Source organism: Arthrobacter rhizophilus (assembly GCF_026241105.1).
In the GTDB taxonomy this organism is placed as follows: Bacteria; Actinomycetota; Actinomycetes; order Actinomycetales; family Micrococcaceae; genus Arthrobacter.
On sequence record NZ_JAPFFT010000008.1, the window covers coordinates 1 to 23,834 of the forward strand.

21 protein-coding genes and 3 tRNA genes are annotated in these 23,834 nt (G+C 63.7%); 17 read left to right on the top strand and 7 right to left on the bottom strand.

The genetic code is table 11. From position 1 onward, the window contains the following. Window positions 1-3 precede the first annotated feature (3 nt). From OOZ51_RS08595 to OOZ51_RS08615, 5 genes are all read left to right on the top strand, one after another. A tRNA-Gly gene (locus OOZ51_RS08595) sits at window positions 4-76 on the top strand. 49 nt (window positions 77-125) lie between these two features. Then, window positions 126-200, top strand: a tRNA-Val gene (locus OOZ51_RS08600). Between the two features lie 57 nt (window positions 201-257). After that, window positions 258-333 (top strand) — tRNA-Gly (locus tag OOZ51_RS08605). 259 nt (window positions 334-592) lie between these two features. Continuing rightward, window positions 593-2,002, top strand: a complete 1,410-nt coding sequence (locus OOZ51_RS08610) for an amino acid permease (RefSeq protein ID WP_416346366.1) — start codon at window positions 593-595, stop codon at window positions 2,000-2,002. A gap of 465 nt (window positions 2,003-2,467) precedes the next feature. Further along, on the top strand, window positions 2,468-3,685 hold the full coding sequence (locus OOZ51_RS08615; protein ID WP_265978932.1) for a benzoate/H(+) symporter BenE family transporter: 1,218 nt from the start codon (window positions 2,468-2,470) through the stop codon (window positions 3,683-3,685). On the opposite strand, the gene zapE is transcribed toward OOZ51_RS08615, so the two are convergent. Beyond that, complete coding sequence (zapE, locus tag OOZ51_RS08620; protein WP_265978933.1) at window positions 3,682-4,719, bottom strand: cell division protein ZapE; 1,038 nt, start codon at window positions 4,717-4,719, stop codon at window positions 3,682-3,684. The genes OOZ51_RS08615 and zapE overlap by 4 nt on opposite strands. A gap of 209 nt (window positions 4,720-4,928) precedes the next feature. Here zapE and OOZ51_RS08625 point away from each other — a divergent pair, with 209 nt between their 5' ends. The 3 genes from OOZ51_RS08625 to ybaK all read left to right on the top strand — a co-directional run bounded on the left by OOZ51_RS08625 (window position 4,929) and on the right by ybaK (window position 6,893). Then, window positions 4,929-5,852, top strand: a complete 924-nt coding sequence (locus OOZ51_RS08625) for a sulfurtransferase (protein ID WP_265978934.1) — start codon at window positions 4,929-4,931, stop codon at window positions 5,850-5,852. A 75-nt stretch (window positions 5,853-5,927) separates the two neighbouring features. Next, window positions 5,928-6,383, top strand: a complete 456-nt coding sequence (locus tag OOZ51_RS08630; protein WP_265978935.1) for a SufE family protein — start codon at window positions 5,928-5,930, stop codon at window positions 6,381-6,383. An 18-nt stretch (window positions 6,384-6,401) separates the two neighbouring features. Then, entirely contained in the window at window positions 6,402-6,893 is a 492-nt protein-coding gene (gene ybaK, locus OOZ51_RS08635; protein ID WP_265978936.1) for a Cys-tRNA(Pro) deacylase, read from the top strand. Window positions 6,894-6,937: 44 nt separating this feature from the next. Here ybaK and OOZ51_RS08640 read toward each other — a convergent pair whose 3' ends face one another. Then, entirely contained in the window at window positions 6,938-8,188 is a 1,251-nt protein-coding gene (locus OOZ51_RS08640) for an alpha/beta hydrolase family protein (RefSeq protein ID WP_265978938.1), read from the bottom strand. A 154-nt stretch (window positions 8,189-8,342) separates the two neighbouring features. Between OOZ51_RS08640 and OOZ51_RS08645 the strand changes: the two genes are divergently transcribed. The 9 genes from OOZ51_RS08645 (at window position 8,343) to OOZ51_RS08685 (ending at window position 18,675) form a co-directional block, all read left to right on the top strand. Further along, window positions 8,343-8,834, top strand: a complete 492-nt coding sequence (locus tag OOZ51_RS08645) for a hypothetical protein (protein WP_265978939.1) — start codon at window positions 8,343-8,345, stop codon at window positions 8,832-8,834. A gap of 13 nt (window positions 8,835-8,847) precedes the next feature. Beyond that, window positions 8,848-9,339, top strand: coding sequence for a peptide-methionine (R)-S-oxide reductase MsrB (gene msrB / locus OOZ51_RS08650; protein WP_265978940.1), 492 nt, complete (start codon window positions 8,848-8,850; stop codon window positions 9,337-9,339). 190 nt (window positions 9,340-9,529) lie between these two features. Next, a complete protein-coding gene (locus OOZ51_RS08655) occupies window positions 9,530-10,897 on the top strand; it encodes a DUF6421 family protein (protein ID WP_265978942.1) in 1,368 nt (455 codons plus the stop codon). After that, window positions 10,897-11,628, top strand: a complete 732-nt coding sequence (locus tag OOZ51_RS08660; RefSeq protein WP_265978943.1) for an SDR family oxidoreductase — start codon at window positions 10,897-10,899, stop codon at window positions 11,626-11,628. Before OOZ51_RS08655 ends, OOZ51_RS08660 begins: the two co-directional genes overlap by 1 nt. 21 nt (window positions 11,629-11,649) lie before the next feature. Next, the gene (locus OOZ51_RS08665) at window positions 11,650-12,750 is read left to right on the top strand and encodes a threonine aldolase family protein (RefSeq protein ID WP_265978945.1); all 1,101 of its coding nucleotides are present in this window, start codon (window positions 11,650-11,652) and stop codon (window positions 12,748-12,750) included. Window positions 12,751-12,811: 61 nt separating this feature from the next. Next, on the top strand, window positions 12,812-13,486 hold the full coding sequence (locus tag OOZ51_RS08670) for a DUF3000 domain-containing protein (RefSeq protein WP_265978946.1): 675 nt from the start codon (window positions 12,812-12,814) through the stop codon (window positions 13,484-13,486). 57 nt (window positions 13,487-13,543) lie between these two features. Further along, entirely contained in the window at window positions 13,544-14,932 is a 1,389-nt protein-coding gene (locus tag OOZ51_RS08675) for an HRDC domain-containing protein (protein ID WP_265978947.1), read from the top strand. 312 nt (window positions 14,933-15,244) lie between these two features. Continuing rightward, window positions 15,245-16,528, top strand: a complete 1,284-nt coding sequence (locus OOZ51_RS08680) for a thiolase family protein (protein WP_265978949.1) — start codon at window positions 15,245-15,247, stop codon at window positions 16,526-16,528. Then, a complete protein-coding gene (locus tag OOZ51_RS08685) occupies window positions 16,525-18,675 on the top strand; it encodes a 3-hydroxyacyl-CoA dehydrogenase NAD-binding domain-containing protein (RefSeq protein ID WP_265978950.1) in 2,151 nt (716 codons plus the stop codon). The genes OOZ51_RS08680 and OOZ51_RS08685 overlap by 4 nt, the downstream gene beginning before the upstream one ends. Here OOZ51_RS08685 and OOZ51_RS08690 read toward each other — a convergent pair whose 3' ends face one another. From OOZ51_RS08690 to dxs, 5 genes are all read right to left on the bottom strand, one after another. Beyond that, complete coding sequence (locus OOZ51_RS08690; RefSeq protein ID WP_265978952.1) at window positions 18,676-19,773, bottom strand: nucleoside hydrolase; 1,098 nt, start codon at window positions 19,771-19,773, stop codon at window positions 18,676-18,678. Between the two features lie 10 nt (window positions 19,774-19,783). After that, window positions 19,784-20,761 (bottom strand): aldo/keto reductase, encoded by a 978-nt coding sequence (locus OOZ51_RS08695; protein ID WP_265978953.1) that lies wholly within the window; start codon window positions 20,759-20,761, stop codon window positions 19,784-19,786. Between the two features lie 51 nt (window positions 20,762-20,812). Then, window positions 20,813-21,028, bottom strand: coding sequence for a helix-hairpin-helix domain-containing protein (locus tag OOZ51_RS08700; RefSeq protein WP_265978955.1), 216 nt, complete (start codon window positions 21,026-21,028; stop codon window positions 20,813-20,815). Window positions 21,029-21,058: 30 nt separating this feature from the next. After that, window positions 21,059-21,619: a hypothetical protein gene (locus OOZ51_RS08705; protein WP_265978957.1), complete on the bottom strand. Its 561-nt coding sequence runs from the start codon at window positions 21,617-21,619 to the stop codon at window positions 21,059-21,061. Window positions 21,620-21,740: 121 nt separating this feature from the next. After that, window positions 21,741-23,714 carry a 1-deoxy-D-xylulose-5-phosphate synthase gene (dxs, locus tag OOZ51_RS08710; protein ID WP_265978958.1) on the bottom strand — a complete coding sequence of 658 codons (1,974 nt, stop codon included), beginning with the start codon at window positions 23,712-23,714 and terminating at the stop codon, window positions 21,741-21,743. Window positions 23,715-23,834: the final 120 nt, after the last annotated feature.

Sequence of the window (23,834 nt, forward strand, 5' to 3'; positions counted from 1 at the left end):
TGTGCGGACGTAGCTCAGCTGGTAGAGCACCACCTTGCCAAGGTGGATGTCGCGAGTTCGAATCTCGTCGTCCGCTCTCGAATTCTAAGGTCCCGGCAACGGGCCGGCCGGCACACGCCGGATCCGGGCGATTGGCGCAGCGGTAGCGCGCTTCCCTGACACGGAAGAGGTCACTGGTTCGATCCCAGTATCGCCCACCAAGGCAAGGCAACTTGCTTGTTGATGAACGTCGGCTCAGGCCGGAATGATCATCATGTGCGGACGTAGCTCAGCTGGTAGAGCACCACCTTGCCAAGGTGGATGTCGCGAGTTCGAATCTCGTCGTCCGCTCCAGTCCTTCGATATCCTGCAGTCGCCGGCATTCAAAACCGCACCACCATTCAAGCAGCTCCGCGGAGCTGCTTTTTTTGTGCCCGAAGTCGCAGGCCGCGGCAGCCGCCCAACGGAAAGATCGGCAAAACTGATCAATATCACTCAGCAAAAATCACTTTATCCAATGTGATTCCGGTCGCATACTTTTCTTCAGACCCAATTCGTTCACGCCAAAAGGCAGGAGTAAACGGTGAATCAACAAACACTCGTCCGTTCGATCATGAGGAAGAAACCGATTGACGACATCGAGGAGGAAAGCAAGCACAGCGGGCTCTTCAAGAGCCTGGGTCTCTGGCAACTGACTGCCATCGGCGTCGGCGGCATCATCGGCGTCGGGATCTTCTCCTTGGCCGGCCTGGTGGCCCACGGAAGCAAGGACACACCAGGCGTCGGCCCCGCGGTGCTGATCTCGTTCCTCGTGGCGGGCCTTGCCTCGGCAGCTGCGGCACTTTCCTACGCAGAATTCGCCGGCATGATTCCTCGCGCCGGCTCGGCCTATACCTACGGCTACGTTGCCCTGGGCGAGGTCATCGGCTGGTTCATCGGCTGGGACCTGCTGCTTGAGTACATCGCGATTGTCGCCGTCGTCGCGATCGGAATTTCCGGCTACTTTGACGCCTTCCTGTCCGGGGTAGGCATCCACATGCCCACCTGGATGACCTCAACAGTGGACGAAGGCAAGGGCGGTGTCATCAACCTGCCCGCCATCCTGGTCTGCCTGCTGGTCACATGGATCCTGAGCCGTGGAACAAAGGCATTTGGCCGCTTCGAACTAGTGGCCGTGGCCATCAAGGTCGTCCTGATCCTCTTCATCATCGGCCTGGGCATTTTCTACATCAACACCAACAACTACAACCCGTTCATGCCCAGCGGCTTCGGTCCGGTATTGGCCGGCTCCGCCACCGTGTTCTTCGCGGTGTTCGGGTACGACGCCATGAGTACCGCGGCGGAAGAAGCCACGGATGGCAAAAAGCACATGCCGAAGGCCATTGTGCTGTCGCTCGTCATCGCCATGCTGCTCTACGTTGCGGCGACCCTGGTGCTCACCGGAATGCAAAACTACAAGGACATCAACCCCACCGCAGGTTTCGCTTCCGCCTTCACTGGCGTGGGCCTGCCCGTCGTCGCCACCATCATCTCGGTCTTCGCAGTCCTGTCCATCCTGACCGTGATGCTGACCTTCCTCTTGGGCGTCACACGCGTCTGGTTCTCGATGAGCCGCGATGGCCTGCTCCCGGGCTGGTTTGCCGGAACAGACAAGCATGGAACCCCGCAGCGCGTCACCTGGATCGCAGGCATCGCCTCGGCCTTGCTCGCGGGCGTCTTCCCCATCAAGGCTGTTGCCGACCTGACGAATATCGGCATCCTCGCAGCGTTTGTGGTGGTGTGCTTGGCCGTGATCGTCTTCCGCTACAAGAAGCCCGACGCTCCCCGCACCTTCAGGTTGCCCCTCATGCCACTGGTTCCGGCCTTCGGCGTGCTCGCGTCGGCCTTCCTCATGATCCAGCTGCATTGGGAAACTTGGCTGCGCTTTGTGGTGTGGCTGGTCATCGGCTTGGTGGTTTACTTCGGCTATGGCCGGAAGCATTCCCTGATGAATCCGGACAGTCCCCGCCATCAGCAGGTGTGACCCCTCCGAAGAATCGCTTGTTATCGCCGTCAAATTTTCCCTTGGCACCTCCAAAGGTCTCGGGTTAGGATCGAGAACGGAGGAGCGAACTGGCTCCGCGATTGAAGGGAGGTGCCCGTGGGATTACTTGACGATCTGAAGGGCAAGGTTCAGGACCTCATTGGTGGCAAAGAAGAAGCCATCAAGGACGGCATCGAATAGGCCGGCGATTTCATCGCCGACTAGATGCGGTTCAGAGAGCCGCTTCCGATTTCGTGGGCAACCTCGACGGTGACGCTGACAAGGCTCCGGCCTAGACAGCACCCTCCACTAATGAGGCTCCGTAGCCGGTTTGACCGGCCCGAGCTCCCGAATACAGTTACGTCAACGGGGCACCGGTCCCGCCGCGAGGCGCCGCCGGTGCCCTTGGCGTTTAACCGCTGCTGTCTCGTCCGGGGAGGCTCGGCTCCGGTAACGTGAGGGACTATGCCAGCTTCGCCTCTCCGCACCGGGCAATCGCGTCCAGTTTCCGCTTCACGGCAGCTCTCCCGCCCTCTTGTGGCCGGAATCGTCACCGCGCTGGTCGGCTTCACTTCCTCCTTCGCCGTGGTGCTCGCAGGCCTGAGGGCCGTTGGTGCCACCCAGGAGCAAGCCGCAAGCGGACTCCTTGCCCTCACCCTGACCTTCGGCATCGGCGTGCTCTGGCTGTCCTGGCGGTCGCGTTTGCCTGTCACGCTCGCGTGGTCGACGCCGGGCGCCGCCTTGCTCGCGGGAGCCGGAACGCCCGACGGCGGGTGGCCTGCCGCCGTCGGCGCCTTCCTTATCGCCGGTGTTCTGATCGCCCTCACCGGGCTGATTCCGCCCCTCAGCAGGCTGATCGCGAAGATTCCCACTGCCCTCGCCCAAGCAATGCTCGCCGGGGTTCTCCTGTCCCTCTGCCTTGCCCCGTTCAAAGCCTTGGGCACCGCTCCCCTGTTGGTGGCTCCTGTGATCCTTTGTTGGCTGATCATGATGAAGCTGGCACCGCGCTGGTCTGTCCCAGTGGCGCTCCTGGCGGCCCTCGCCGTGATTGGAATCTACATCGTGGCCAACGGCGTGAGTATTCCTGCGAACCGCCTCTTGCCCGAGTTGCACTGGACGACCCCCACATTCACGCTCAGCACCGCAGCTGGCATTGCGCTGCCATTGTTCATTGTCACCATGGCATCCCAGAACATTCCGGGGGTGGCCGTACTGAAGTCCTTCGGCTACACGGTCCCCTGGCGCCAGTCGATGCTGGTGACCGGGGCAGGAACAGCGCTGGGGGCACCCTTTGGCGGGCATGCGATCAACCTGGCCGCGCTGAGCGCTGCCCTGGCGGCTGGAGAAGAGGCCGGCGAGGACCGGGGCCGGCGGTGGATCGCGGCCTTCACGTCAGGCCTCGCCTACCTCGTCCTTGCAGCTTTTTCCGCTGCCCTCGTGACCGTCGTGGCGGCGGCACCGCCGGGGCTCTTGGAAGCTGTTGCGGGCTTGGCCCTCCTGGGCACGATGGCCTCCGCCATCGCTTCGGCGCTGGCCGTCGCCGAGGAGCGCATCGGAGCGTCGGTGACGTTCCTGATCGCTGCGTCGGGCCTCAATTTCGCGGGGATCGGCGCTGCGTTCTGGGCACTGGCCGCCGGAATCCTGGTGCGTTGGGCACTCAAAGTGCGGGAGCCCGCTCCCTAGGAGGGTTCGTGGTTTTGGCCCTCACGCGCCAGGGCGGTCAGACGGGACACGGCGCGGAAATACTTCTTCATGTACCCGCCGGCCATCATGTCCTCGGTGAACAGCTTGTCGAAGGGCACGCCGCTGGCAAGGATCGGGACGTCCTTGTCGTACAGGCGGTCGGCCAGCACCACGAAGCGCAGGGCAACGGCCTGCTCGGTGATGGTTTCAACATCCCGCCAGACGACGGCATCAATTCCTGCGATCAGTTTGCGATAGCGGCTGGGGTGGACACCGGCAAGATGGTCGATCAAGCCCCGGAAGTCGTCTACGGCCACGGTCTGGCCATCGAATTCGGCGTGCATCTGACGCTTGAGGTCCTCGGTCTTCAGCGGTGCCGGGGCAGCGGGCAATCCGCGGTGCCGGAAGTCTTCGCCGTCGATCCTCACAACATCGAACTGGTCGGCGAGGACCTGAATCTCCCGCTGGAAGTCGACGGCGGCAAATCGTCCGTCGCCCAGTGAACCCGGCAAAGTGTTGGACGTGGCCGCGAGCTTGACACCGGCGTCGGCGAGTTCACGCATGAGGCGGGACATCAGTACCGTGTCGCCTGGATCGTCGAGCTCGAACTCGTCAATGCAGACCAGTTTGTAGCTGCTCAAAGCCTCCACGGTCTTACGGAAGGACAGGGCACCCACCAGGTTGGTGTACTCCACGAACGTTCCGAAGGCCTTCGGCCCCGGAGCCGAGTGCCACAGGGAAGCCAGGAGGTGGGTCTTTCCGACGCCGAATCCGCCGTCAAGGTAGATGCCCGCCCGGCCGTTGACCTTCTTGCCGAAAAGCCGCTTGAACAGCCCGTCGCCATCCCCGGCTCCTACCGTCGCCCCAAACGCCTCCAGGGCCTTTACTGCCGCCGCCTGGCTCGGCTGGTTGGGATCCGGCCGGTAGCTGTTGAAGGACACCTCTCCGAACCGTGGCGAAGGGTAGAAGCCCTTGAGAATCTCATCCACCGAGACCGCCGGGGTGCGCGCGGCGAGCTGTTCGATCTGTACCAAGGCGGTCCGTTCTTCGTGTCGTAAGTCCCCAGCAAGAATACCGGCAATGCCATGGCCCGGGCGGACACGTGATGAAGGCCATATTTCACCATGTGAACGGGGGAGGAGCTTTAGTCCCCCGCCCTCGATAATGTGGGATTAATGCCGGGCACGTCCTATCGCCCGGCGCCGCCCGGTGTCAGTGAAAGTGTCAGTGAAAGGCCATACCAATGTCCTACCCCGTTGAACAGAACGAGAAGTTCGCCGCATACGCCCACCCCGAGCGGCTGGTGTCCACCGAATGGCTTGCCGCAGCTCTTGAGGGCGGCGCCCTCGGCGACGACAAACTGGTGGTTGTCGAATCCGACGAAGACGTCCTTCTGTACGAAACCGGCCACATCCCGGGCGCAGTCAAGATTGATTGGCACACGGACCTGAACGATGAAGTCACCCGCGACTACGTTGACGGTAAAGCATTCGCAGTGCTCGCAGCCGCCAAGGGAATCTCACGCGACACCACCGTGGTGATCTACGGCGACAAATCCAACTGGTGGGCCGCCTATGCCCTCTGGGTTTTCACGCTCTTCGGCCACGAAGACGTCCGGCTCCTCGACGGTGGCCGGGACAAGTGGATCGCGGAAGGCCGCGAAATCACCACCGACGTCCCACAGCCCACACCAAGCGAGTACCCCACCATCGAACGGAACGACGCCCCGATCCGCGCGTTCAAGGATGACGTACTGGCTCACTTTGGAAAGCCGCTGATCGACGTCCGCTCCCCCGAGGAATACACGGGCCAGCGCACGCACATGCCGGCGTACCCCGAAGAAGGCGCCCTGCGCGGCGGCCACATTCCCACCGCGGCCTCCATCCCGTGGGCACGCGCTGCCGCCGAGGACGGGACGTACCGCAAACGCACGGAACTTGAGGCCCTCTACCTCGGCGAAGCAGGCCTCACCGAGGGCGACGACGTCGTGGCGTACTGCCGCATCGGCGAGCGTTCCAGCCACACTTGGTTCGCCTTGAAGTACCTGCTGGGCTTCGAAACGGTCCGCAACTACGACGGTTCCTGGACCGAATGGGGCAATGCCGTCCGCGTCCCGATCGTCAAGGGCGCCGAACGGGGCACCGTCCCCGTACTTGCCGGAAAGTAGTCCGACGTCTCCGGTTCGGCGCCATATTGAAGAAACGGGCGCCGGACCGGCCTTGACTTGCGTAAGCTGGAAGTGATGAGTACCAATACCTTGCCCGCCGCATTGGCGGAAATTGTCGATGACTTCCAGGCGCTGACCGAGCCGGACCGCCTGCAGTTGTTGCTTGACTTCTCCCGTGGACTCCCGGCCCTGCCGGAACGGCTGCTGGACCACCCTGAGCTCCTGGAGCAAGTGGTGGAGTGCCAGTCGCCACTTTTCCTGACCATTGAACAGGAAAAGAACCCCGACGGCGTCGCTTACCGTTTGTTCTTCAAGGCACCGCCGGAAGCGCCAACCACGCGTGGTTTTGCTGGTGTCCTGCACGAAGGCCTGGACGGATTGACGGCCGCGGAGATCCTGGCCGTCCCGGATGACATGCCCGAACTGCTGGGCCTCACCCGGGCCATCACACCATTGCGGATGCGCGGCATGACCGCCATGTTGGGGCGCATCAAGCGCAAGGTCGCCGCGGCGGACCGCTTGCTGTCCTGATCCGGGATACCACCGAGAATGGCCAAGAAACAGGCTTCACAGGGAACGCCGGCCACAGCCGTACTGGCTGCGGCCGGCGTTCCTTTCACCCTGCACCCGTACGCGCACGATCCGTCGGCGGCCAGCTACGGACTTGAAGCGGCCGAGGTCCTGGGAATCGATCCCGACCGGGTGTTCAAGACCTTGATGGTGGACGTCGAAGGCAAGCTTGCAGTGGGCATTGTTCCGGTCAGTGGAAGCCTTGATCTCAAGGCGATCGCCGCCGCATTGGGATCGAAGAAGGCCACGATGGCCGATCCCAAAGCGGCCGAGCGACGCACCGGCTACGTACTCGGCGGGATTTCGCCCCTTGGCCAACGCCAGTCTTCACCCACGGTGGTCGACGAATCCGCCTTAGCCTTCGGGACAGTCCTTGTTTCCGGTGGACGGCGCGGCCTGGACATCGAACTGGACCCTGCGGACCTGATCCGGCTCACGAACGCCCGGACTGCCCCGATCGGGAGCCACTAGCAAACGCTCGGGCACCCACGGGCGCCTGAGCTCCCGGCTGCAGGTCAACCGGACGCCGGCCCGCCCCGTGGCGCGAGCCTCGGCGCCAACCACGAGCGCACCAGCCGCTCCCACTTCTGCGGATCCACATTCCACTCTTTGGTGTGTCGGGCTCCTTCAAAGGCTTCAAAAGTGACCATCTCCGGATTCTTTTCGGCGAGACTGGCCGAAGGTCCGTACGGAACGTACTCATCGTCCACACTGTGGATCACCAGCGTCGGCGTCCGAAGTTCGACGGCGCGCGAATCCCAGTCCATTGCCTTCAAGTCAACAGGGGCCGCCAGACCGGTGATACGTCGGCCAAGGGGGTGCGCCAACATCAGCTGCCCATAGCGACCCACCGCGTAGGGAATCCTGTTGATTTGTGCGTGGTGCGCAAGGACGTTGACCCAATTGATCACCGGCGCGTCCAAAACCATGGCCCTGATGACATGGCGATGGTGGGAAAGGTCGGCCGTCTGCAGGCAGATTGCACCGCCCATCGACCACCCGAACAGGACCACCTCGTCCGCTCCACGGGCGAGTGCGTACTCAATGGCGGCATCGACGTCGCGCCATTCCGTAGACCCCAAGCCGTAACGCCCGTCCGGGGCAGACGGTGCCAAGCCGTCGTTCCGGTAGGAAACCAGCAGGCTGTCGAGTCCGAGCTCGCGCGCGCTGCGCACTGCACGCAGGCCTTCGAGGCGCGTAGCACCACGGCCATGGACCATGATGGCCCACAACTTCGCGGGCTTCCCCGCGCCGGAAGGGATCAACCATGCCGGGGCTTGGCCGCCGTCGACGTCAATCTGTACATCTTCGAAGTCCAAGCCAAGTGCCGCCGGGGAGTTGTAGACAGCACCGCTCCACCATCCACGACGGGCCGTAGCGAGATCCCCGCTGTAGACTTCCTCGACTTCGCGCTGCACTGTGCGCTCTGCGGGCGAATATGACACGATCCGGCCGATCCGCGCGAACCCTGTCCCCCCGGCAAAAAAGAGGCTGAACACTCCGTCGATAGTGGTGTCCGGGGTTGCTGCGAGGATGATCTGAAGTCCGTTGTCACCGCGCACCACCGCCAGCACTTCCTGATCCGCCTCGCGTACCGAAGGGGTGATGACGCGCCGGGCGAAATAGGCTGCGAGCGCCGAAGATCCCGCGCCCAGCAGGCCCGCAATACCGCTTCCAGCAATGATCCCCCCCACAGCCCATTTGGCAGGGACAGACATTTTCGCACCGTTCACTACGGCAGGGGCAGGTGGGGTCTTGGATGCCATGTGACCATTGTCCCCGTTGCGGGGCTGTCACTTGAACAGCACCAACTGTCCGCGTTGCGTCCCGGCTGGCCCAGCCGCCGCGACGCCACGGCCAGAACAGAATTGCCGGTGCGAATCCGTGCCACCCTGCGCGCCTCAGGTCTACGCTGTAGCCATGAGTGATCCAATCATCATCCTTACCGAAGAGCCGCTCGGCCCGGACGACCGCGTCAATATTGCCAAACTGCTCAATGGCGGCGACTCGCCCCTGGTGGTGCTGGTACCGGCGAACACCGAAAGGCATTTGCTGGTCGACTTCCTCGAAAACCTTTCAATGCTCGAATTAGCCAAAGCCTTCCGGGACCTTGTCGCGGAAGCACCGGATCCCCAGTCGGAGCGGGCGCAAGCCGCGGAGGCCTTGTCGGCGTCGCTCGCTACCTTGGAGGGGCTAGGTGGCGGGGTAACAGGTGAAATCGTCGACGGCGGTGCGGTTGCCGGCCTGGTGTCCAAGGTCAAGGCGCTGAATGCGGCACAGGCAGTCGTGGTCACGCGTCCACACGCTGTTGCCGATACTTTCCACACAGATTGGGCGAACAAGGCCCAGGATCAGTTGGGCCTGCCCGTGCTGCATCTTTACGCGGGCTCGGGATTTATCGGTGACTCGTGAACGTTGAGAGAACATGAGCACTGCAGATAACAGGAAGTACTTCCAAGCCGTGGACCCCCTGGCCGGGGTTCCTCTCCAGGAAGTCCCGAAGAACGAGCAATGCGTGGAGCGAACCGAGGCGGAGTGGCGCGACGAGCTGACCCCCGAAGAGTTCAGGGTCCTGCGCCAGGCCGGTACGGAACGCCCGTATACCGGTGAGTATTGGGACACACATACCGCCGGCGTGTACCAATGCCGGGCCTGCGGCGCGGAGCTTTTCACCAGCAACGAGAAATTCGATTCGCATTGCGGTTGGCCGTCGTTCTGGGCACCTCTCGCCGAAGGCACCGTCCGGTACATCCATGACCGTACTTTGGGCATGGAACGCGTGGAGGTCCGTTGCGCCAATTGCGATTCTCATTTGGGCCACGTTTTCGAGGGCGAAGGCTACGGTACGCCGACAGACCAGCGGTACTGCATTAATTCCGTTTCGCTCAAGCTCGTCGAGGCCCCCACACCGCAGTAACGAAAGGGCACAGTGCAGTAAGGCACCGGCGGTCCCCACGGCCAGCCCTCCCCGGGCTGGATCTTCCGGGGGCCGTCGGAACCACTTGCACAAGAGTTTCTTATGCTCGGGCGACTTTTGAATTAGTGACTCTGACCGCTTGCTACGCTCACCTCAGAACAACATTTTCTTGAGGAAGGCACCGTCGACGATGACCACCACCGCTACCACCGCCCGTCCGCGCATCACGTCTGATAACCGGGACTGGATCTCCCTGAAGACCGCAGCGACTGCCCTCCAGGCGTTCCAGAGCCAAGACGGGTCCATCCAGGATTCCGCGCACCACCAGGCTGCCCGGGAGTACACAGCCACCATCACGGAGGCCATCAAGAGCATGGCTCCCGGATTCCCCCACGACTCTGCCTACCTTGAACTCTTGGTCACGGATTTCGGCCGCTGGGCCGACGCCGGCTTCGGAGTCCCGGACTTCCTCGACTCCCTCCTGGCCTTCCAGCCCCAGGAGCACCGCGAAGACGGGCTCCAGCACCTGGTCGTGTTCCCCATGTACACGCAGAACGGCAGCACGAGCCGTCTCGTGGAAGCTGTCCTTATCGAGGTGATCTGGCCTGAGTTCATCGGCGCGTTGGAAGCCGGCGACTACTCCAACAAGCTGTTCGTGCCCATCCGGTTCCTGGACTTCACCCCCGGCTACGACACCAATTCGGCCGTGCTGTTTCCCGAGACCGTCGCCGTGAGGCAGACGCCTGCCTTCACGTGGGGCGCCATCTTCGCCGACCGCGAGGCCGCGCGGTTCCGCCGCGTCCTCAAGGCAGCCGCGGCAACAACATCCCTTGAGCTGCCAGCAGATGCTGCCGAGCTCGTGGATGACCAGGAACTCACGCAGCGGACGTTCGTCATGTGGGACCTGATCCATGACCGTACCCACATGCGCGGCGACCTCCCGTTCGACCCGTTCATGATCAAGCAGCGGATGCCGTTCTTCCTCTATTCGCTCGAAGAGCTCCGCTGCGACCTGACAGCCTTCCGTGAATCCGTCCGGATCGAGAAGGATGAGGAAGCTTCCCCTGACGCCCGACACCACGCGAAACTCGTCCAGTACGCCGTGATCTTCGACCGTATTTTCCGCTTCGCCATCACGGGCAACCGGGTCCGCAACTACGACGGGCTGGGTGGCCAGCTCCTCTTCGCCTGGATGCACCAGCACCACGTCCTGCACTGGACCGACAGCAAGCTCAGCATCGACTGGGACGAGGCCGCCGCCGTCGTGGTCGAGCTCGGCGCCCGGATCGAGGAACTGTACTGGCGCTCCATCGATCGTCCCAAGGCTGCCCACTGGCTCGCGGCGTATAGGCTCATTTCCGGTACGGTCACTCCCCACCCGGCTTCGGTCTGGGCGAAGGGCCCTGAGGCACTGCCACTCGACGGGCCGCCGCGCGGCCTTACCGACCAGGTCCTCGACGACGAATTCCCGCTGTCCATGTTCTACGAAGCGCTGGAGAAGAAAATGCGTCCAATCATCGAGTCAACCAGCGGCATCACCGGAATGACCGCAGCCTGATGGCCGAGGAACCGCTGACCGTCGTCGTCACAGGTGGCAGCAACTCTTCCGGCATTGCAGTGGCCCGCGCCTTCGCGGTCGCCGGGCACCAGGTCTTCACCGTCGGTTCAGATGAAACGCGTATCAAGGCTGCGGCGGCTGAAGCGGGCGACGGCGTCGTCCCCCTCGTCTGCGATCTTTCCAAGCTGGAGTCCGTGCGGGAGCTCGCCTCGACAATCCACGGGAGCACGGAACGGATCGACGGCATCGTCCACCTTGTAGGCGGGTGGCGGGGTGCCAAGGGTATCGAAGACCAGCCCGACGAGGACTGGGATGCCCTTGAACAGAGTGCCATCACCACACTGAGGAACGTTTCGCGGATCTTCTACAAGGATCTTGAGGCGTCCCCCCGGGGTCGCTTCGCCATGGTGAGTTCGACGGCGGTCGCCGCACCTACTGCCGGAGCCGCGAGCTACGCGGCGGCCAAGGCTGCTGCAGAGACGTGGACCCTGGCCGTGGCCGACGGATTCCACCGCGCCCAGGCGGGCAACCGGGACGAACCGACGGATCAGCACAGCGCGGCCGTCGTCTTTGTGGTCAAGGCACTGCTGGACGCGGCGACGCGGAGGGAAAATCCAGAGCGGAAATTCCCCGGATACACGCACGTAGAAGAACTGGCGGCGGCCGCCGTCGGGCTCTTCGACAAGCCGGCAGCTGAACTGAACGGACAGCGCCTCCTCCTGGCCAAATAGACTGAAAGCGTGAATCAACAAGTGACGAGTACTACTGAAGAATTCCCGGCTGCACTGGACACAGAAGCCGCAGGGCGCCTCCACGATCCCTCCGTCCGCGGTTTCGCCTCGGACAACTACTCCGGAGTCCATCCTGAAATCCTGGCGGCCCTGGCAGCAGCCAACGGCGGCCACCAGGTCTCCTACGGTGAGGACCAGTACACGGAACGCCTCCAGGAAGTCATGGAGCAGCACTTCGGCTCAGGGATCGAGTGTTTCCCCGTGTTCAACGGCACCGGGGCCAATGTCCTGTCCCTGCAGTCGCTGCTGCCGCGCTGGGGTGCCGTCATCTGCGCCTCGACCGCCCACATCAACATGGACGAAAACGGCGCCCCCGAGCGTATCGGCGGCATCAAGCTCCTCCAGGTCCCCACCCCGGACGGCAAGCTGACTCCCGAGCTGATCGACCGCGAGGCCTGGGGCTGGGGCGACGAGCACCGTGCGCAGCCGCTTGCGGTTTCCATCACTCAGACCACGGAACTCGGCACCTGCTACACGCCCGAAGAAATTCGGGCGATCGCCGACCACATCCACTCCAAGGGCATGAAGCTGCACATGGATGGTGCCCGTCTCGCCAATGCCGCCGCCCACCTAGGCGTGCCGCTACGGACCTTTACCCGCGACGCCGGCGTGGACATTTTGTCCTTCGGAGGGACCAAGAATGGGCTGCTGTTCGGCGAGGTGGTGGTTGCACTGAACCCGGAGGTCGCTCACGGGCTGAAGTTCCTCCGCAAGATGAATATGCAGCTGGCCTCAAAGATGCGCTTCATTTCGGTCCAGTTCGTCGCGCTTCTGGAGTCCGGGCTGTGGCTTCGCTCGGCGGAGCACGCTAACGCCATGGCCGCCCGGCTGCGTGCCGCGGTAGATTCCATCGACGGTGTGGAGCCCACGCAGGCCACCGAGTCCAACGGTGTCTTCGCAGTGCTTCCTGCCGGCGTCGCCGACCGCCTCCGTTCGTCCTTCAAGTTCTACGACTGGAACGAAGCGAACCGCGAAGTGCGTTGGATGTGTTCTTTTGACACCACGGAAGAGGACATCGATTCCTTCGTTGCCGCAATCAAGCGCGAGCTGGCCCCGGCGTAGGCCATTGGACGGGGCGGCGTGGCTTCAAGCTTTCGCCGCCCCGGACGCATAATCTGCGAAGGTGAACGCACTCGCACAGGTTCCCGCGGATTTCTTGCACGCGTTGGGAACGCTACGAAAAGCACAGTGCCGGAGTGAGCTGCGGCTCGCGGAGATTCCGGCGCCCTCCCGCTTGGCCCCCTATGCCGTGGCCTTGGGGGCAGAAGTCTTCAGCCGCTCGATGCGTCCTGGCCGAACCCCTGTGCATGGCCCCGCGGCCATGGCATTCACCAAAGAAAACACTCCCGGCACCTTCGGTTCTCCCGGTGCTGCCGATGACGAGGACGATGAACTCGCGACAGGCCGGTTCATCCTCCTCCATGATCCGGACGGCTCGGCAGTGTGGGACGGGGAATTCCGGATCGTTACCTACATCAGGGCCCAGCTGGAAGCCGACATGGGCAACGATGCGATGCTCGGTTCGGTGGCCTGGACGTGGCTCGTGGACGCCCTCGAGAGCCATTCGGCCCAGTACCGGGCGGCGGGCGGAACAGCCACACGCATCCTGTCCGAGAGCTTCGGCACCTTGGCCGAGAGACCGGAAACCATCGACATCGAACTCCGCGCCTCGTGGACACCGGCGTCTTCCGATGCCCAGGCACACTTAGAGGCGTGGTGCGACATGGTGTGCACATTCGCGGGACTCCCTCCCCTGCCTCCCGGCGTCACACCGTTGCCAAATAGGCGACTCACATGAAGACCGTTGGAACCCCGGCCGGACCGGCCCGAACAGAGTCGGTAAACTGAAGGCACCATGACCCCTGAAAATCTGGAACCCACCACAGCCGGCGCCCCGGCTGCTGATCCCACCCCACACATCACGGTGGACGGCTTTGAGGGCCGGATACCCGAAATCATCGATCTTGATGCCCCACGCGAGGGCGTACCCCTTGTCATCGACACCATCTCCGGCCTGGAGCGGTGCGCCGCCGCCATCGCCGCAGGAACCGGCCCCGCCGGGGTCGACGCAGAGCGTGCCTCCGGCTTCCGCTACGGACAACGCGCCTTCCTGGTACAGATCCGGCGTGACGGCGCAGGTACCTGGCTGATCGACCCCGAGCCCTTCGATGACCTGAAGATCATCAACGAAGCACTCAGCGGCGTCGAGTGGATCCTGCATGCCGCGACACAGGATCTTCCGTGCCTCGCCGAACTCGGCATGTGGCCGGACAAGCTTTTCGATACCGAACTCGCCGCACGGCTTGCCGGACTGCCCCGAGTCGGTCTCGCAGCCGTCATCGAGCAGCTCCTGGGCTTTGGCCTCGCCAAGGAACATTCAGCGGCTGACTGGTCCACCCGCCCCCTTCCCGAACCGTGGCTGCGATACGCGGCCCTCGACGTCGAGGTCCTCGCTGAGCTACGCGAAGAACTTATCGAACTCCTGGAAGCGGATGGCAAGCTCGAATTCGCCGAACAGGAATTCGCCGGCATCCTCGCGGCAGGGCTTCCGGCCCCTCGGGTCGATCCGTGGCGCAAGACCTCCGGCCTTCACCAGATCCGTGATCGCCGCCAACTGGCAGCCGTGCGCGAGCTGTGGCATGAGCGGGACCAGCTGGCACGCAAGCGGGATGTTGCTCCGAGCCGCCTGATTCCCGATTCAGCCTTGGTCGCCGCCGCAAAAGCCATGCCAACCACCGTGCCGCAACTCCTGGCCACCAAGGGCTTCCACGGACGGGCCGCACAGCGGGAAGCACCGCGCTGGCTGCGCTGCATTGCCGCTGTAAGGAATACCGAAGATCTTCCCCCGCTGCATCTTCCAACCAATGCTCCCCCGCCACCGCGCGTCTGGACGGACCGTGATCCCGAAGCCGCAGCACGCCTCGGGACTGCCCGGCCACGACTTCAGGCAGCCGCCGACGAGCTCAAACTTCCCGTGGAGAACCTGCTCACTCCGGATTACATGCGGCGCGTGCTGTGGCGGCCGCCGTCGGACATCACAGTCGAGTCCATAGTGGAAGAGCTGCGCACCCTCGGCGCCCGGGAATGGCAAATCGCCATCACGGCACCGATCATCACCGAGGCGTCATTGAATCCGCAACCGCTCCCACCCAAGGAAACGAAAGAGCCGCGGATCCCGGCCCCGAAGTCCCAGCACCAAAGCGAAGACAACAACCGAGACCAGCAGGACAGTGCAGGTTCCTGATCAACTTGCCCGCCGAGGGCACAGAAGGCCTGCTGCCGGACCGAATGGTCCGGCGGCGGGCCTTTTCCGTCCCCTTGTGACGCTCGCTCACATATCAGGGCCTCTGGCATGACGCTCGCTCACGTATGCGCTCTCGCCGAGTGCATTCGGAGGGTGATGTGAGCGAGGATCCGGTGGGGAGGCGTCATATATGAGCGAGCACCGGATACAGATCGCCTTGCGCCCTAAGTTACCCGCGAGTAACATAGCCGTAATCGACACCGGCCTCCCCACGCGGGCGTCCGGCATCCATGTCTCAAAGAGGAGCCACACATGAGCCATACCGGGAATAGCGCCAGGCCGCGGGCAGTCCGCGAGGTCGTCTTCGTGGACGGCGTCCGGACGCCCTTCGGCAAAGCGGGCGAAAAGGGCATCTATGCAGGCACCCGTGCCGACGACCTCGTGGTCAAGTGCATCCGCGAACTGATGCGACGCAATCCGGCCTTGCCTGCCGATCGGGTTGACGAAGTCGCCATCGCCGCCACCACACAGACCGGCGACCAGGGCCTGACCATTGGACGCACCGCTGCACTTCTGGCTGGCCTCCCCCGCAGCGTGCCCGGCTTTGCCATCGACCGCATGTGTGCCGGGGCAATGACCGCTGTCACGACGACGGCGAGCGGCATCGGTTTCGGCGCATACGACGTCGTGATTGCCGGCGGCGTAGAGCACATGGGCAACCACCCAATGGGATCCGGCGCCGATCCGAACCCGCGGTTCATGTCCGAGAGGATCGTGGATCCAGCTGCGCTGAACATGGGCAACACGGCCGAGAACCTTCACGACCGCTTCCCCGCGATCACCAAAGGGCGCACCGACACCTATGCGGCGGCATCCCAGGCGAAACTTGCGGCCGCCTACGGCAAAGGCCAGATCCAGCCGGACCTGGTCCCTGTCGCCACGATGAAGCCAGGACAAGGCTGGACAGTGAACACCGTTGACGAGCCGCCGCGCCCGGGGACCACCGTGGACGATCTCGAGGAGCTGCGCACACCGTTCCGGGCCCACGGCCGCGTCACCGCGGGAAATGCCGCCGGCTTGAACGACGGCGCGACGGCGGCTCTCCTGGCCTCGGCCGACGCGGCCGAAGAACTCGGCCTGTCCGTGAAGATGCGGTTGGTCTCCTATGCGTTCGCGGGCGTCGAACCCGAAGTCATGGGTATCGGACCGGTCCCGGCCACCGAGAAAGCCCTCAAGAACGCCGGACTCGGCATCGAGGATATCGGCCTGTTTGAGATCAACGAGGCCTTCGCTGTGCAGGTACTGAGTTTCCTGGACCACTTCGGAATCGCCGACGACGACCCCCGCGTCAACCGCTACGGTGGAGCTATCGCCGTCGGGCACCCCTTGGCGTCCTCCGGCGTCCGACTCATGAACCAGTTGGCGCGCCAGTTCGAAGAAGACCCGTCAGTCCGTTACGGCATCACCACAATGTGCATTGGCTTGGGCATGGGAGCCACTGTCATCTGGGAGAATCCACATCACCCCAACTACAGAGACCGCGACGGCGCGACAGAGACCTCCGCTGTCATCGAAACCAAGGGAGCCGCAGCATGAGCGCCGCCGAATTCCAGAAACTGGCTAGATTTTTCCCGGATGAGACCGTGACCCACTCCTACGTCCAGGACATCGAACTTCCGGGCAACTCAGGAATTTTCGCCCTGATCACCCTTGACAACGGACTGGACCACTCCAAGCCCACCACTCTTGGACCCAATACCCTTGTGGAGCTCGGCACGGTGCTTGAAGGACTCAAGGGGCGCGCTGCGCGCGGCGAGATCGTCGGCGTCGGCGTCACGGGGAAGCCGTACTTCCTCGTGGCCGGCGCGGATCTCTCCGCGGTCAAGCGGCTCGAAGAGCGGGACCACGGACTGTGGATGGCACAGCTGGGCCATGACGTCTACGCGACGCTCGCCGATCTGGGTGTCCCCAGCTTTGCCTTCATCAATGGGCTCGCCCTCGGTGGTGGCCTCGAAATCGCCCTCCAGTCCACCTATCGCACGGTCTCCACCGGCGCTGGCGCTCTCGGCTTGCCTGAAGCGTTCCTCGGGCTTGTCCCGGGATGGGGCGGCGTCTACATCCTGCCGCGCCTCATCGGCCCGGAAAACGCCGTCAAGGTCATGATCGAGAACCCGCTCAGCAACAACCGGACGCTCACCGGACCCCAGGCTTTCCAGCTCGGTATTGCCGATGCGATCTTCGAGCCCGCGGATTTCGTGGAGCAATCCATCGCCTGGGCAGCGAAAGTGATTGCCGGCGAGACCGTCCCGGAACGTGGCAATTCCGTGGATCCGGCGGATCCGGCCGTTGCCGAGCGCTGGGCTGGAGCCGTCGCGGCAGGGCGCGCGTCCGTGGAAGCAAAGACCTCGAACGCTTCGCCGGCACCCGCGAAGGTGCTTGATATCCTCGAGGCCAACCGCACCATGAGCAAAGCCGAATCCGCAGCCTTGGAATGCGAGACGCTCGCTGACTTGATGCAGACGGACGAGTTCCGTTCCACTGTCTACGCTTTCCTGGACCTAGTGCAGAAACGGTCCAAGCGGCCTGCGGGCGCACCGGACCGCAAGCTCGCGCGCCCGGTGACCAAGATCGGCGTCGTGGGTGCCGGGCTGATGGCGAGCCAGCTCGCCCTGCTGTTCGCGCGCCAGCTCAAGGTGCCCGTTGTCCTGACGGACATCGACCAAGAGCGCGTGGACAAAGGTGTCGCCTACGTCCACTCCGAGGTGGACAAGCTGCTCGGCAAGAAGCGGATCAGTTCCGACGCCGCCAACCGGACCAAAGCCCTCGTCAGCGGCTCCGTTTCCAAAGAGGCATTCGCCGACGCCGACTTCGTCATCGAAGCCGTGTTCGAGGAACTCAACGTCAAGAAGCAGGTCTTCGCCGAAGTGGAGGCGATCGTCTCCCCCGAGTGCATCCTCGCGACCAACACCTCCTCGCTGTCCGTGACAGCGATGGCTGAAGGCCTGCAGCACCCGGAGCGCTTGGTCGGTTTCCACTTCTTCAACCCGGTTGCGGTGATGCCGCTTCTGGAGATCGTGCGCGCTCCAAAGACCGACGACGCCGTGCTGGCCACCGCCTTCGAGCTCGCCAAGGGCTTGAAGAAGACAGCCGTGCTGGTCAAGGACGCGGCCGCTTTCGTCGTCAACCGGATCCTGCTGCGGCTCATGGGCGAAGTCATTGCCGCGTTCGACGAAGGGACGCGAGCGGAAGTCGCCGATTCGGCGCTGCGCCCCATGGGCCTGCCGATGAGTCCGTTCACCCTCAGCGCGATGGTTGGCCTTCCAGTCGCCCAGCACGTCCAGGAATCGCTGCACGCTGCCTTCGGCGAGCGTTTTGCGGTATCCCAGAACCTGCGGAAACTGATTGACAACGGTGTCAAGTCCCTCTGGGCACCAGGTCCTGACGGAACACCTGTCATCCCTACAGAGACGCTGGCGCTCATGTCCTTCGGCACCGAGCCGTCCACGGCCGAGGAAGTACTGCGCAGAACCCAGGACGCCCTCGCCGAGGAAATCGGATTCATGCTCGCGGAAGGCGTGGTGGCCGGGCCCGAAGACATCGACCTTTGTGTGATTCTCGGTGCCGGCTGGCCGATGTTCCTCGGCGGGATCACGCCCTATCTGGACCGAGTGGGCGCTTCCGAACGTGTCAACGGCAAGCGCTTCCTGGCGCCCGGAATTGCTTCGAAGCCGGCCGCCAGCTAGCTAACCGGCCTCAGGGGCGTTCCTGGCGGATCGGCTTCCCAGCCGACGGCCGAGGCCGCCCAGTGCGCGCACCAATTCGGCAAAAGCCTCCTCTGGATGGTTCTCCGAGACGATGCGCGCATTGGGCGACTCACCCCAGAGCCCGCGAAAATCCGCCACGGTGGTTCCGATGAGCCTGGGGGCAGCGGTCTCGACGTGCACGGTGGCGGTGCGGGTGCAAATTCCGGCAGTCCCGGCGGCGACGGACGCGGCGAAGTAATCGTGGATGTGCGCCACATAGCCCTGGTCGTAGCGGCGATGGAACTCGAAGTAGAAGCGCAGCATGTCACTGACATGCCGCACAAGTTCGTTGGAAGCGGTGCTGCGCCGCCCTTCCGGCTGATCCGGCAGGACAAGTTCAGGCTCCATGCAGCCTGCCTCCACGGCCAAGGCGGCCACGTGCTCGGGCATCATCTCGATCCGCTCCGTGGTTTCCAGGGCGCACACCACCGGCAGCCGATCCTCAGGGAGTCCGGAGAAGGCAGCGAACACTTCGGCCGCGGCGTGAGGATCAACGTGTGTGTTCCACTCCGCCGTGGGAGTCGTATTGCCTTGGTAGTAGTAGCTGCCGCCCATGATCACGACGCCACGCAGCAGCGCCGGCAGCCGCGGTTCGGCACGCAGGGCAAGTGCGAAGTTGGTCAGCGGTGCTGTCAGCAGCGCAGTCAGCTCTCCCGGCCGTGCCCGGGCTGCTTCCACCCAGAGTTCGACGGCGTCGCGACCGTGCACCTTCCCGTGCGGTTCCGGCAGCTCGGCGTAGCCGATGCCATGGGGACCGTGCGTTTCGGGCGTCGTGACCAGCGGGATCCGCAGCGGCGCCCGGGCACCGATGGCAACGGGCACCTCAGGGCGGCCGCACAGCTCGAGCAACGACAGGTTGTTGCGCGCAACCTGTTCCGCAGCGACGTTGCCTGGGGCGCAGCTTACGGCCACGAGTTCGACATGTGGCTGGCTGCACAGGTAGGCCAGCGCCAGGGCGTCGTCGATTCCCGTGTCACAGTCCACCAGCAAGCTCACGGGCTCCCTGAAGCCGGCCACGGGCGTCGGATACTCCCTCACGGCGAATTCCTCAGAAAAGGGCAATCTTGGGCGAACGAGGGAAGATGTCATCCAATTCGGCGCGCTCTTCCGGCGTCGGCACCCAGCGCACTGCTTTCGCATTTTCTGCGATTTGCTCGGGGCGTGTAGCTCCTGCAATGACGCTGCTGACGGCAGGCTGGGCGGCCAGCCAGGAGAACGCCAGCTGCAGTTCGCTCAGGTCCCTTTCCTTGGCGAATTGGCTGAAGCGGCCCAACTGGACCCAATCGGCGTCGTTGACCAAGTTGGTCCTCGTGTGGCTGAGGCGCGAACCCTCCGGGGCACTTCCTGGCGCATACTTGCCCGTGAGGAGGCCATTTGCCAGGGGAAAATACGGCAGGACACCGAGCCCAAAGGCCTGGGCGGCCGGCAGCACTTCGAGTTCCGCGCGGCGGTCCAGGAGGTTGTAGTGGTTTTGCGTTGATATGAACCGGGCACCGCCCTGGATCCGGGCGACGTATTCGGCCTCGGCGATTTGCCAGCCGGCACGGTTGGAGTGGCCGATGTACCGGACCTTGCCGCTCGTCACGAGGTCATCGAGGGCCGCGAGGGTCTCCTCCACAGGGGTGAGCGGATCCGGGGTGTGGTACTGGTACAGGTCAATCCAGTCGGTGCCAAGGCGGCGCAGTGACGCCTCTGCGGCCTGGATGATGTAGCGTCGCGATCCCCGGGCACCGAAGTCGTTGCCGTTGGCGCCGCGCATGTCCATGCCGAACTTCGTGGCCACGATGGCGTCGTCCCGGCGGCCCTTCAGTGCGACGCCGAGCATGGTCTCGCTGAGGCCAGGCTCGCGGCCGTAGGTGTCGGCAACGTCGAAAAGGGTGACGCCGGCATCCAAAGCGGCATGCACCACCGCATTGGTGCCCTCTTGCGATTCCGTGGCCGTATTGGCCCGGCCGAGGTTGTTGCACCCCAAACCGACTACTGAGACGGTCAATCCGGAATTTCCAAGGCGGCGATATTCAGTCATGATTTCACCCTACAATGCCCGCGGAGGACAGCTGGCCACTAGTTTGGCCACTCAAGATCCGAACGCGATGCCTGCCTCTTCCATCGCGTCGTGCAACTGGGCCATGACCTTCGGACCCATGCCGTGCAAAGCTGCCACCCGCAGCTCACCGAACTCGGCGAGCTGCTCCAAGGTTTCCAGCCCTTCGTGGGCAAGTGCCCTGCGCGCCGGAGCGGACAAGCCCTTCGGCAGCGGAGTGTGCCCGGGCCAGTTGCTCTTGGGCGCCATGGTTGTCCCTTCCAAGCGGTGGTGTGGTCTTTAGAGCGTAAAGCCCGCGCCGGTTTTCGGCGAGTGTTTTACTTTGAAGGAGGTAGGTTCGGCATGGGGTGCCGCCGCGATGCTCAGCTTGGTGAAGTCGAGGTCTTCTCCGCGGATACACACCTTGATCGCGTTGACGGCCTTGTTGACATCCGGGCACAAGCAATAGATGTTGAGCTTCGAATCGCCGATTTCGGAACGCTCCACGGTCCCGAGGCCCCGCCAGGCAAGTTCGCTGGTCAGGGCAGCCTTGGCCTTTCGTTCAAGGTAGCGGTCGCGCTCGGTGCCGTCCTTCGTCTTCAGCGCGATCTGGGCGACCACCCAGAACTGCTCAGCCTCCGGGATCTCCACGTAGCCATCCTCTTCGCATTGCGCAGCAAAGGCCGTCATGAGTCCTTCGACGGCGGCCTCGTCCTCGACGTCGGATTCGTCACTGCTGCTCTGGTGCCCGACGACTCCGTGGTTGATCACGAACTGCTTGAATTCGTCGTCGTACCAGGCCTCCCGGAAATGCAGGACTGCTTCGTCGTCGCGCTTGTAGGTGCGAATAATGCCGCTCATGCCCGTCCTTTTCTGAACCATTCGACGCAGGTACTGCTGGGTCCTGTGCCGTCGAAAGGTGCCTGCTTATTTGAATACTGCCTGTGAAGCACACCGCATTCTCGCCGCGACGCGTCCCCGGTCAAAGCTTGGGGAGGCTGCCCGTGGTGGGGTGTTCCTGTCCCGGAAGGGGACGCGCGAAAGGTACCTTTGTCCCCAGAACCTGCGCGACGACGTCGTGCGTTATCTGTTGGGCCGTAAGCCCGACGCGCTCAAGCACTTGGCTTCTGGTTCCATGATCGAGGAATTCGACCGGAAGGCCCACCTCGTTGAGGGCGGTATCCACGCCGGCCGCTCGCATCTCCTGGCGAATCCGGGATCCGACGCCACCCGCACGCACGCCGTCTTCGATGCAGATCACCAATCGGTGCCGGGCGGCGAGGGCAATGATGGACTTGCGAACCGGCAGGACCCAGCGCGGATCCACCACTGTGGAACTGATGCCTTGGGAACCGAGCCTTGACGCGACGTCGAGGGCGAGCTCCGACATGGCGCCAACGCTGACAATCAGGACGTCGTTCTCGGTGGAGCCTTCGGGGCGGCGCGCCAGCACATCGACGCCGTCGGAAAGCCGTTCGATCGCTTCGATCTCACTTCCAACGCTGCCCTTGGAGAAGCGCACCACGCTGGGCGCGTCGGCGATAGCGACGGCCTCGCGGAGCTCTTCGCGCAGGCGGCTGGCATCGCGCGGAGCCGCGAGATGAAGCCCCGGAACAATCTGGACCATGGCCATGTCCCACATGCCGTGGTGGCTGGCGCCGTCCGGGCCGGTCACGCCGGCGCGGTCCAGGACAACCGTGACTCCGGCCTTGTGAAGGGCAACGTCCATGAGGAGTTGATCGAAAGCGCGGTTAAGGAAGGTGGCGTACACGGCAACTACCGGGTGCAGTCCCCCGAAGGCCATGCCTGCGGCCGAGGTGAGGGCGTGCTGTTCGGCAATGCCGACGTCGATCACCCTCTCCGGGTGCCGTTCGGCGAACTTATGCAATCCGACGGGGATCAGCATGGCCCCGGTGATGCCCACAATGTCCTTGCGTTCGTCGGCAATATCCGCGATTTCCTCGGCGAACACCGACGTCCAGGAGCGGGCCCCACCGGCCTCAGTGGGTTCGCCGGTCTCGGGGTCGATGATTCCGACGGCGTGGAACTGGTCTGCCTCATTGGCAAGGGCGGGCGCGTAGCCGTGGCCCTTTTCAGTCATAGCATGGACGATCACCGGTCCGCCATAGTTGCGGGCCGTGGTGAGTGCGTGTTCGAGGGCACGCATGTTGTGGCCGTCGACAGGGCCTATGTACTTCATGCCGAGGTCTTCAAACATGCCTTGCGGGGCCCACCAATCCTTGATGCCCTTCTTCATGGCATGCAGGCTCTTGTAGGTGAACTGGCCGATCGGACCACCGTTCTGCAGCTTCTTCTTCCACCAATCCAACACAACCTCGTACGTGGGGGCAGCGCGGAAGGAGTCAATCGTGGGACGCAATGAAGCGAGGTAGTCCGCCAGGCCGCCGACTGTGGGGGCATAGGAGCGGCCGTTGTCGTTGACGACGATGACCACGCGGCGGCGTTTGTCCGCGGCAATGTTGTTGATCGCTTCCCAGGCCATGCCGCCGGTCAGGGCGCCGTCACCCACGACGGCGACGACGCATCGATCGCCTTCCCCTGTCAATTGCCGGGCGCGGGAAATCCCGTCGGCCCAGGACAGGGATGATGAAGCGTGGGAACTCTCTACAATGTCGTGCTCGGACTCGGCACGATCGGGGTATCCGGACATGCCGCCTTGCTGCCGGAGGGTGCTGAAGTCCTGCCGTCCCGTCAGCAATTTGTGGACGTAGGACTGGTGGCCGGTGTCGAAGACGATGCTGTCGCGCGGTGAATCGAAGACCTTGTGGATGGCCATGGTGAGTTCCACCACGCCAAGGTTCGGTCCAAGGTGTCCACCCGTTTGAGCGACGTTGGTGATGAGGAAAGTCCTGATCTCGCCGGCAAGCTGCTCCAACTGCTGGCTGGTGAGCTTGCCCAGGTCCTGCGGGTTCCGGATTGTCTCCAAAAGTCCCAACGGCCCCTCCTTAGGGTGATTGACGTGCTATACAACTCTAACGCCTTGGCCACCACGAAGCCGCCGGAAAGGCTGCAGCCCCGGTTGGTCAATGACCATCCGGGGCTGTAGCTGTTGCCT

Coding starts and splice junctions, on each gene's coding strand:
- OOZ51_RS08610 (WP_416346366.1), top strand. CDS start 593: ATGAGGAAGAAACCGATTGACGACATCGAGGAGGAAAGCAAGCACAGC.
- OOZ51_RS08615 (WP_265978932.1), top strand. CDS start 2,468: ATGCCAGCTTCGCCTCTCCGCACCGGGCAATCGCGTCCAGTTTCCGCT.
- OOZ51_RS08625 (WP_265978934.1), top strand. CDS start 4,929: ATGTCCTACCCCGTTGAACAGAACGAGAAGTTCGCCGCATACGCCCAC.
- OOZ51_RS08630 (WP_265978935.1), top strand. CDS start 5,928: ATGAGTACCAATACCTTGCCCGCCGCATTGGCGGAAATTGTCGATGAC.
- ybaK (WP_265978936.1), top strand. CDS start 6,402: ATGGCCAAGAAACAGGCTTCACAGGGAACGCCGGCCACAGCCGTACTG.
- OOZ51_RS08640 (WP_265978938.1), bottom strand. CDS start 8,188: ATGGCATCCAAGACCCCACCTGCCCCTGCCGTAGTGAACGGTGCGAAA.
- OOZ51_RS08645 (WP_265978939.1), top strand. CDS start 8,343: ATGAGTGATCCAATCATCATCCTTACCGAAGAGCCGCTCGGCCCGGAC.
- msrB (WP_265978940.1), top strand. CDS start 8,848: ATGAGCACTGCAGATAACAGGAAGTACTTCCAAGCCGTGGACCCCCTG.
- OOZ51_RS08655 (WP_265978942.1), top strand. CDS start 9,530: ATGACCACCACCGCTACCACCGCCCGTCCGCGCATCACGTCTGATAAC.
- OOZ51_RS08660 (WP_265978943.1), top strand. CDS start 10,897: ATGGCCGAGGAACCGCTGACCGTCGTCGTCACAGGTGGCAGCAACTCT.
- OOZ51_RS08675 (WP_265978947.1), top strand. CDS start 13,544: ATGACCCCTGAAAATCTGGAACCCACCACAGCCGGCGCCCCGGCTGCT.
- OOZ51_RS08680 (WP_265978949.1), top strand. CDS start 15,245: ATGAGCCATACCGGGAATAGCGCCAGGCCGCGGGCAGTCCGCGAGGTC.
- OOZ51_RS08685 (WP_265978950.1), top strand. CDS start 16,525: ATGAGCGCCGCCGAATTCCAGAAACTGGCTAGATTTTTCCCGGATGAG.
- OOZ51_RS08695 (WP_265978953.1), bottom strand. CDS start 20,761: ATGACTGAATATCGCCGCCTTGGAAATTCCGGATTGACCGTCTCAGTA.
- OOZ51_RS08700 (WP_265978955.1), bottom strand. CDS start 21,028: ATGGCGCCCAAGAGCAACTGGCCCGGGCACACTCCGCTGCCGAAGGGC.
- OOZ51_RS08705 (WP_265978957.1), bottom strand. CDS start 21,619: ATGAGCGGCATTATTCGCACCTACAAGCGCGACGACGAAGCAGTCCTG.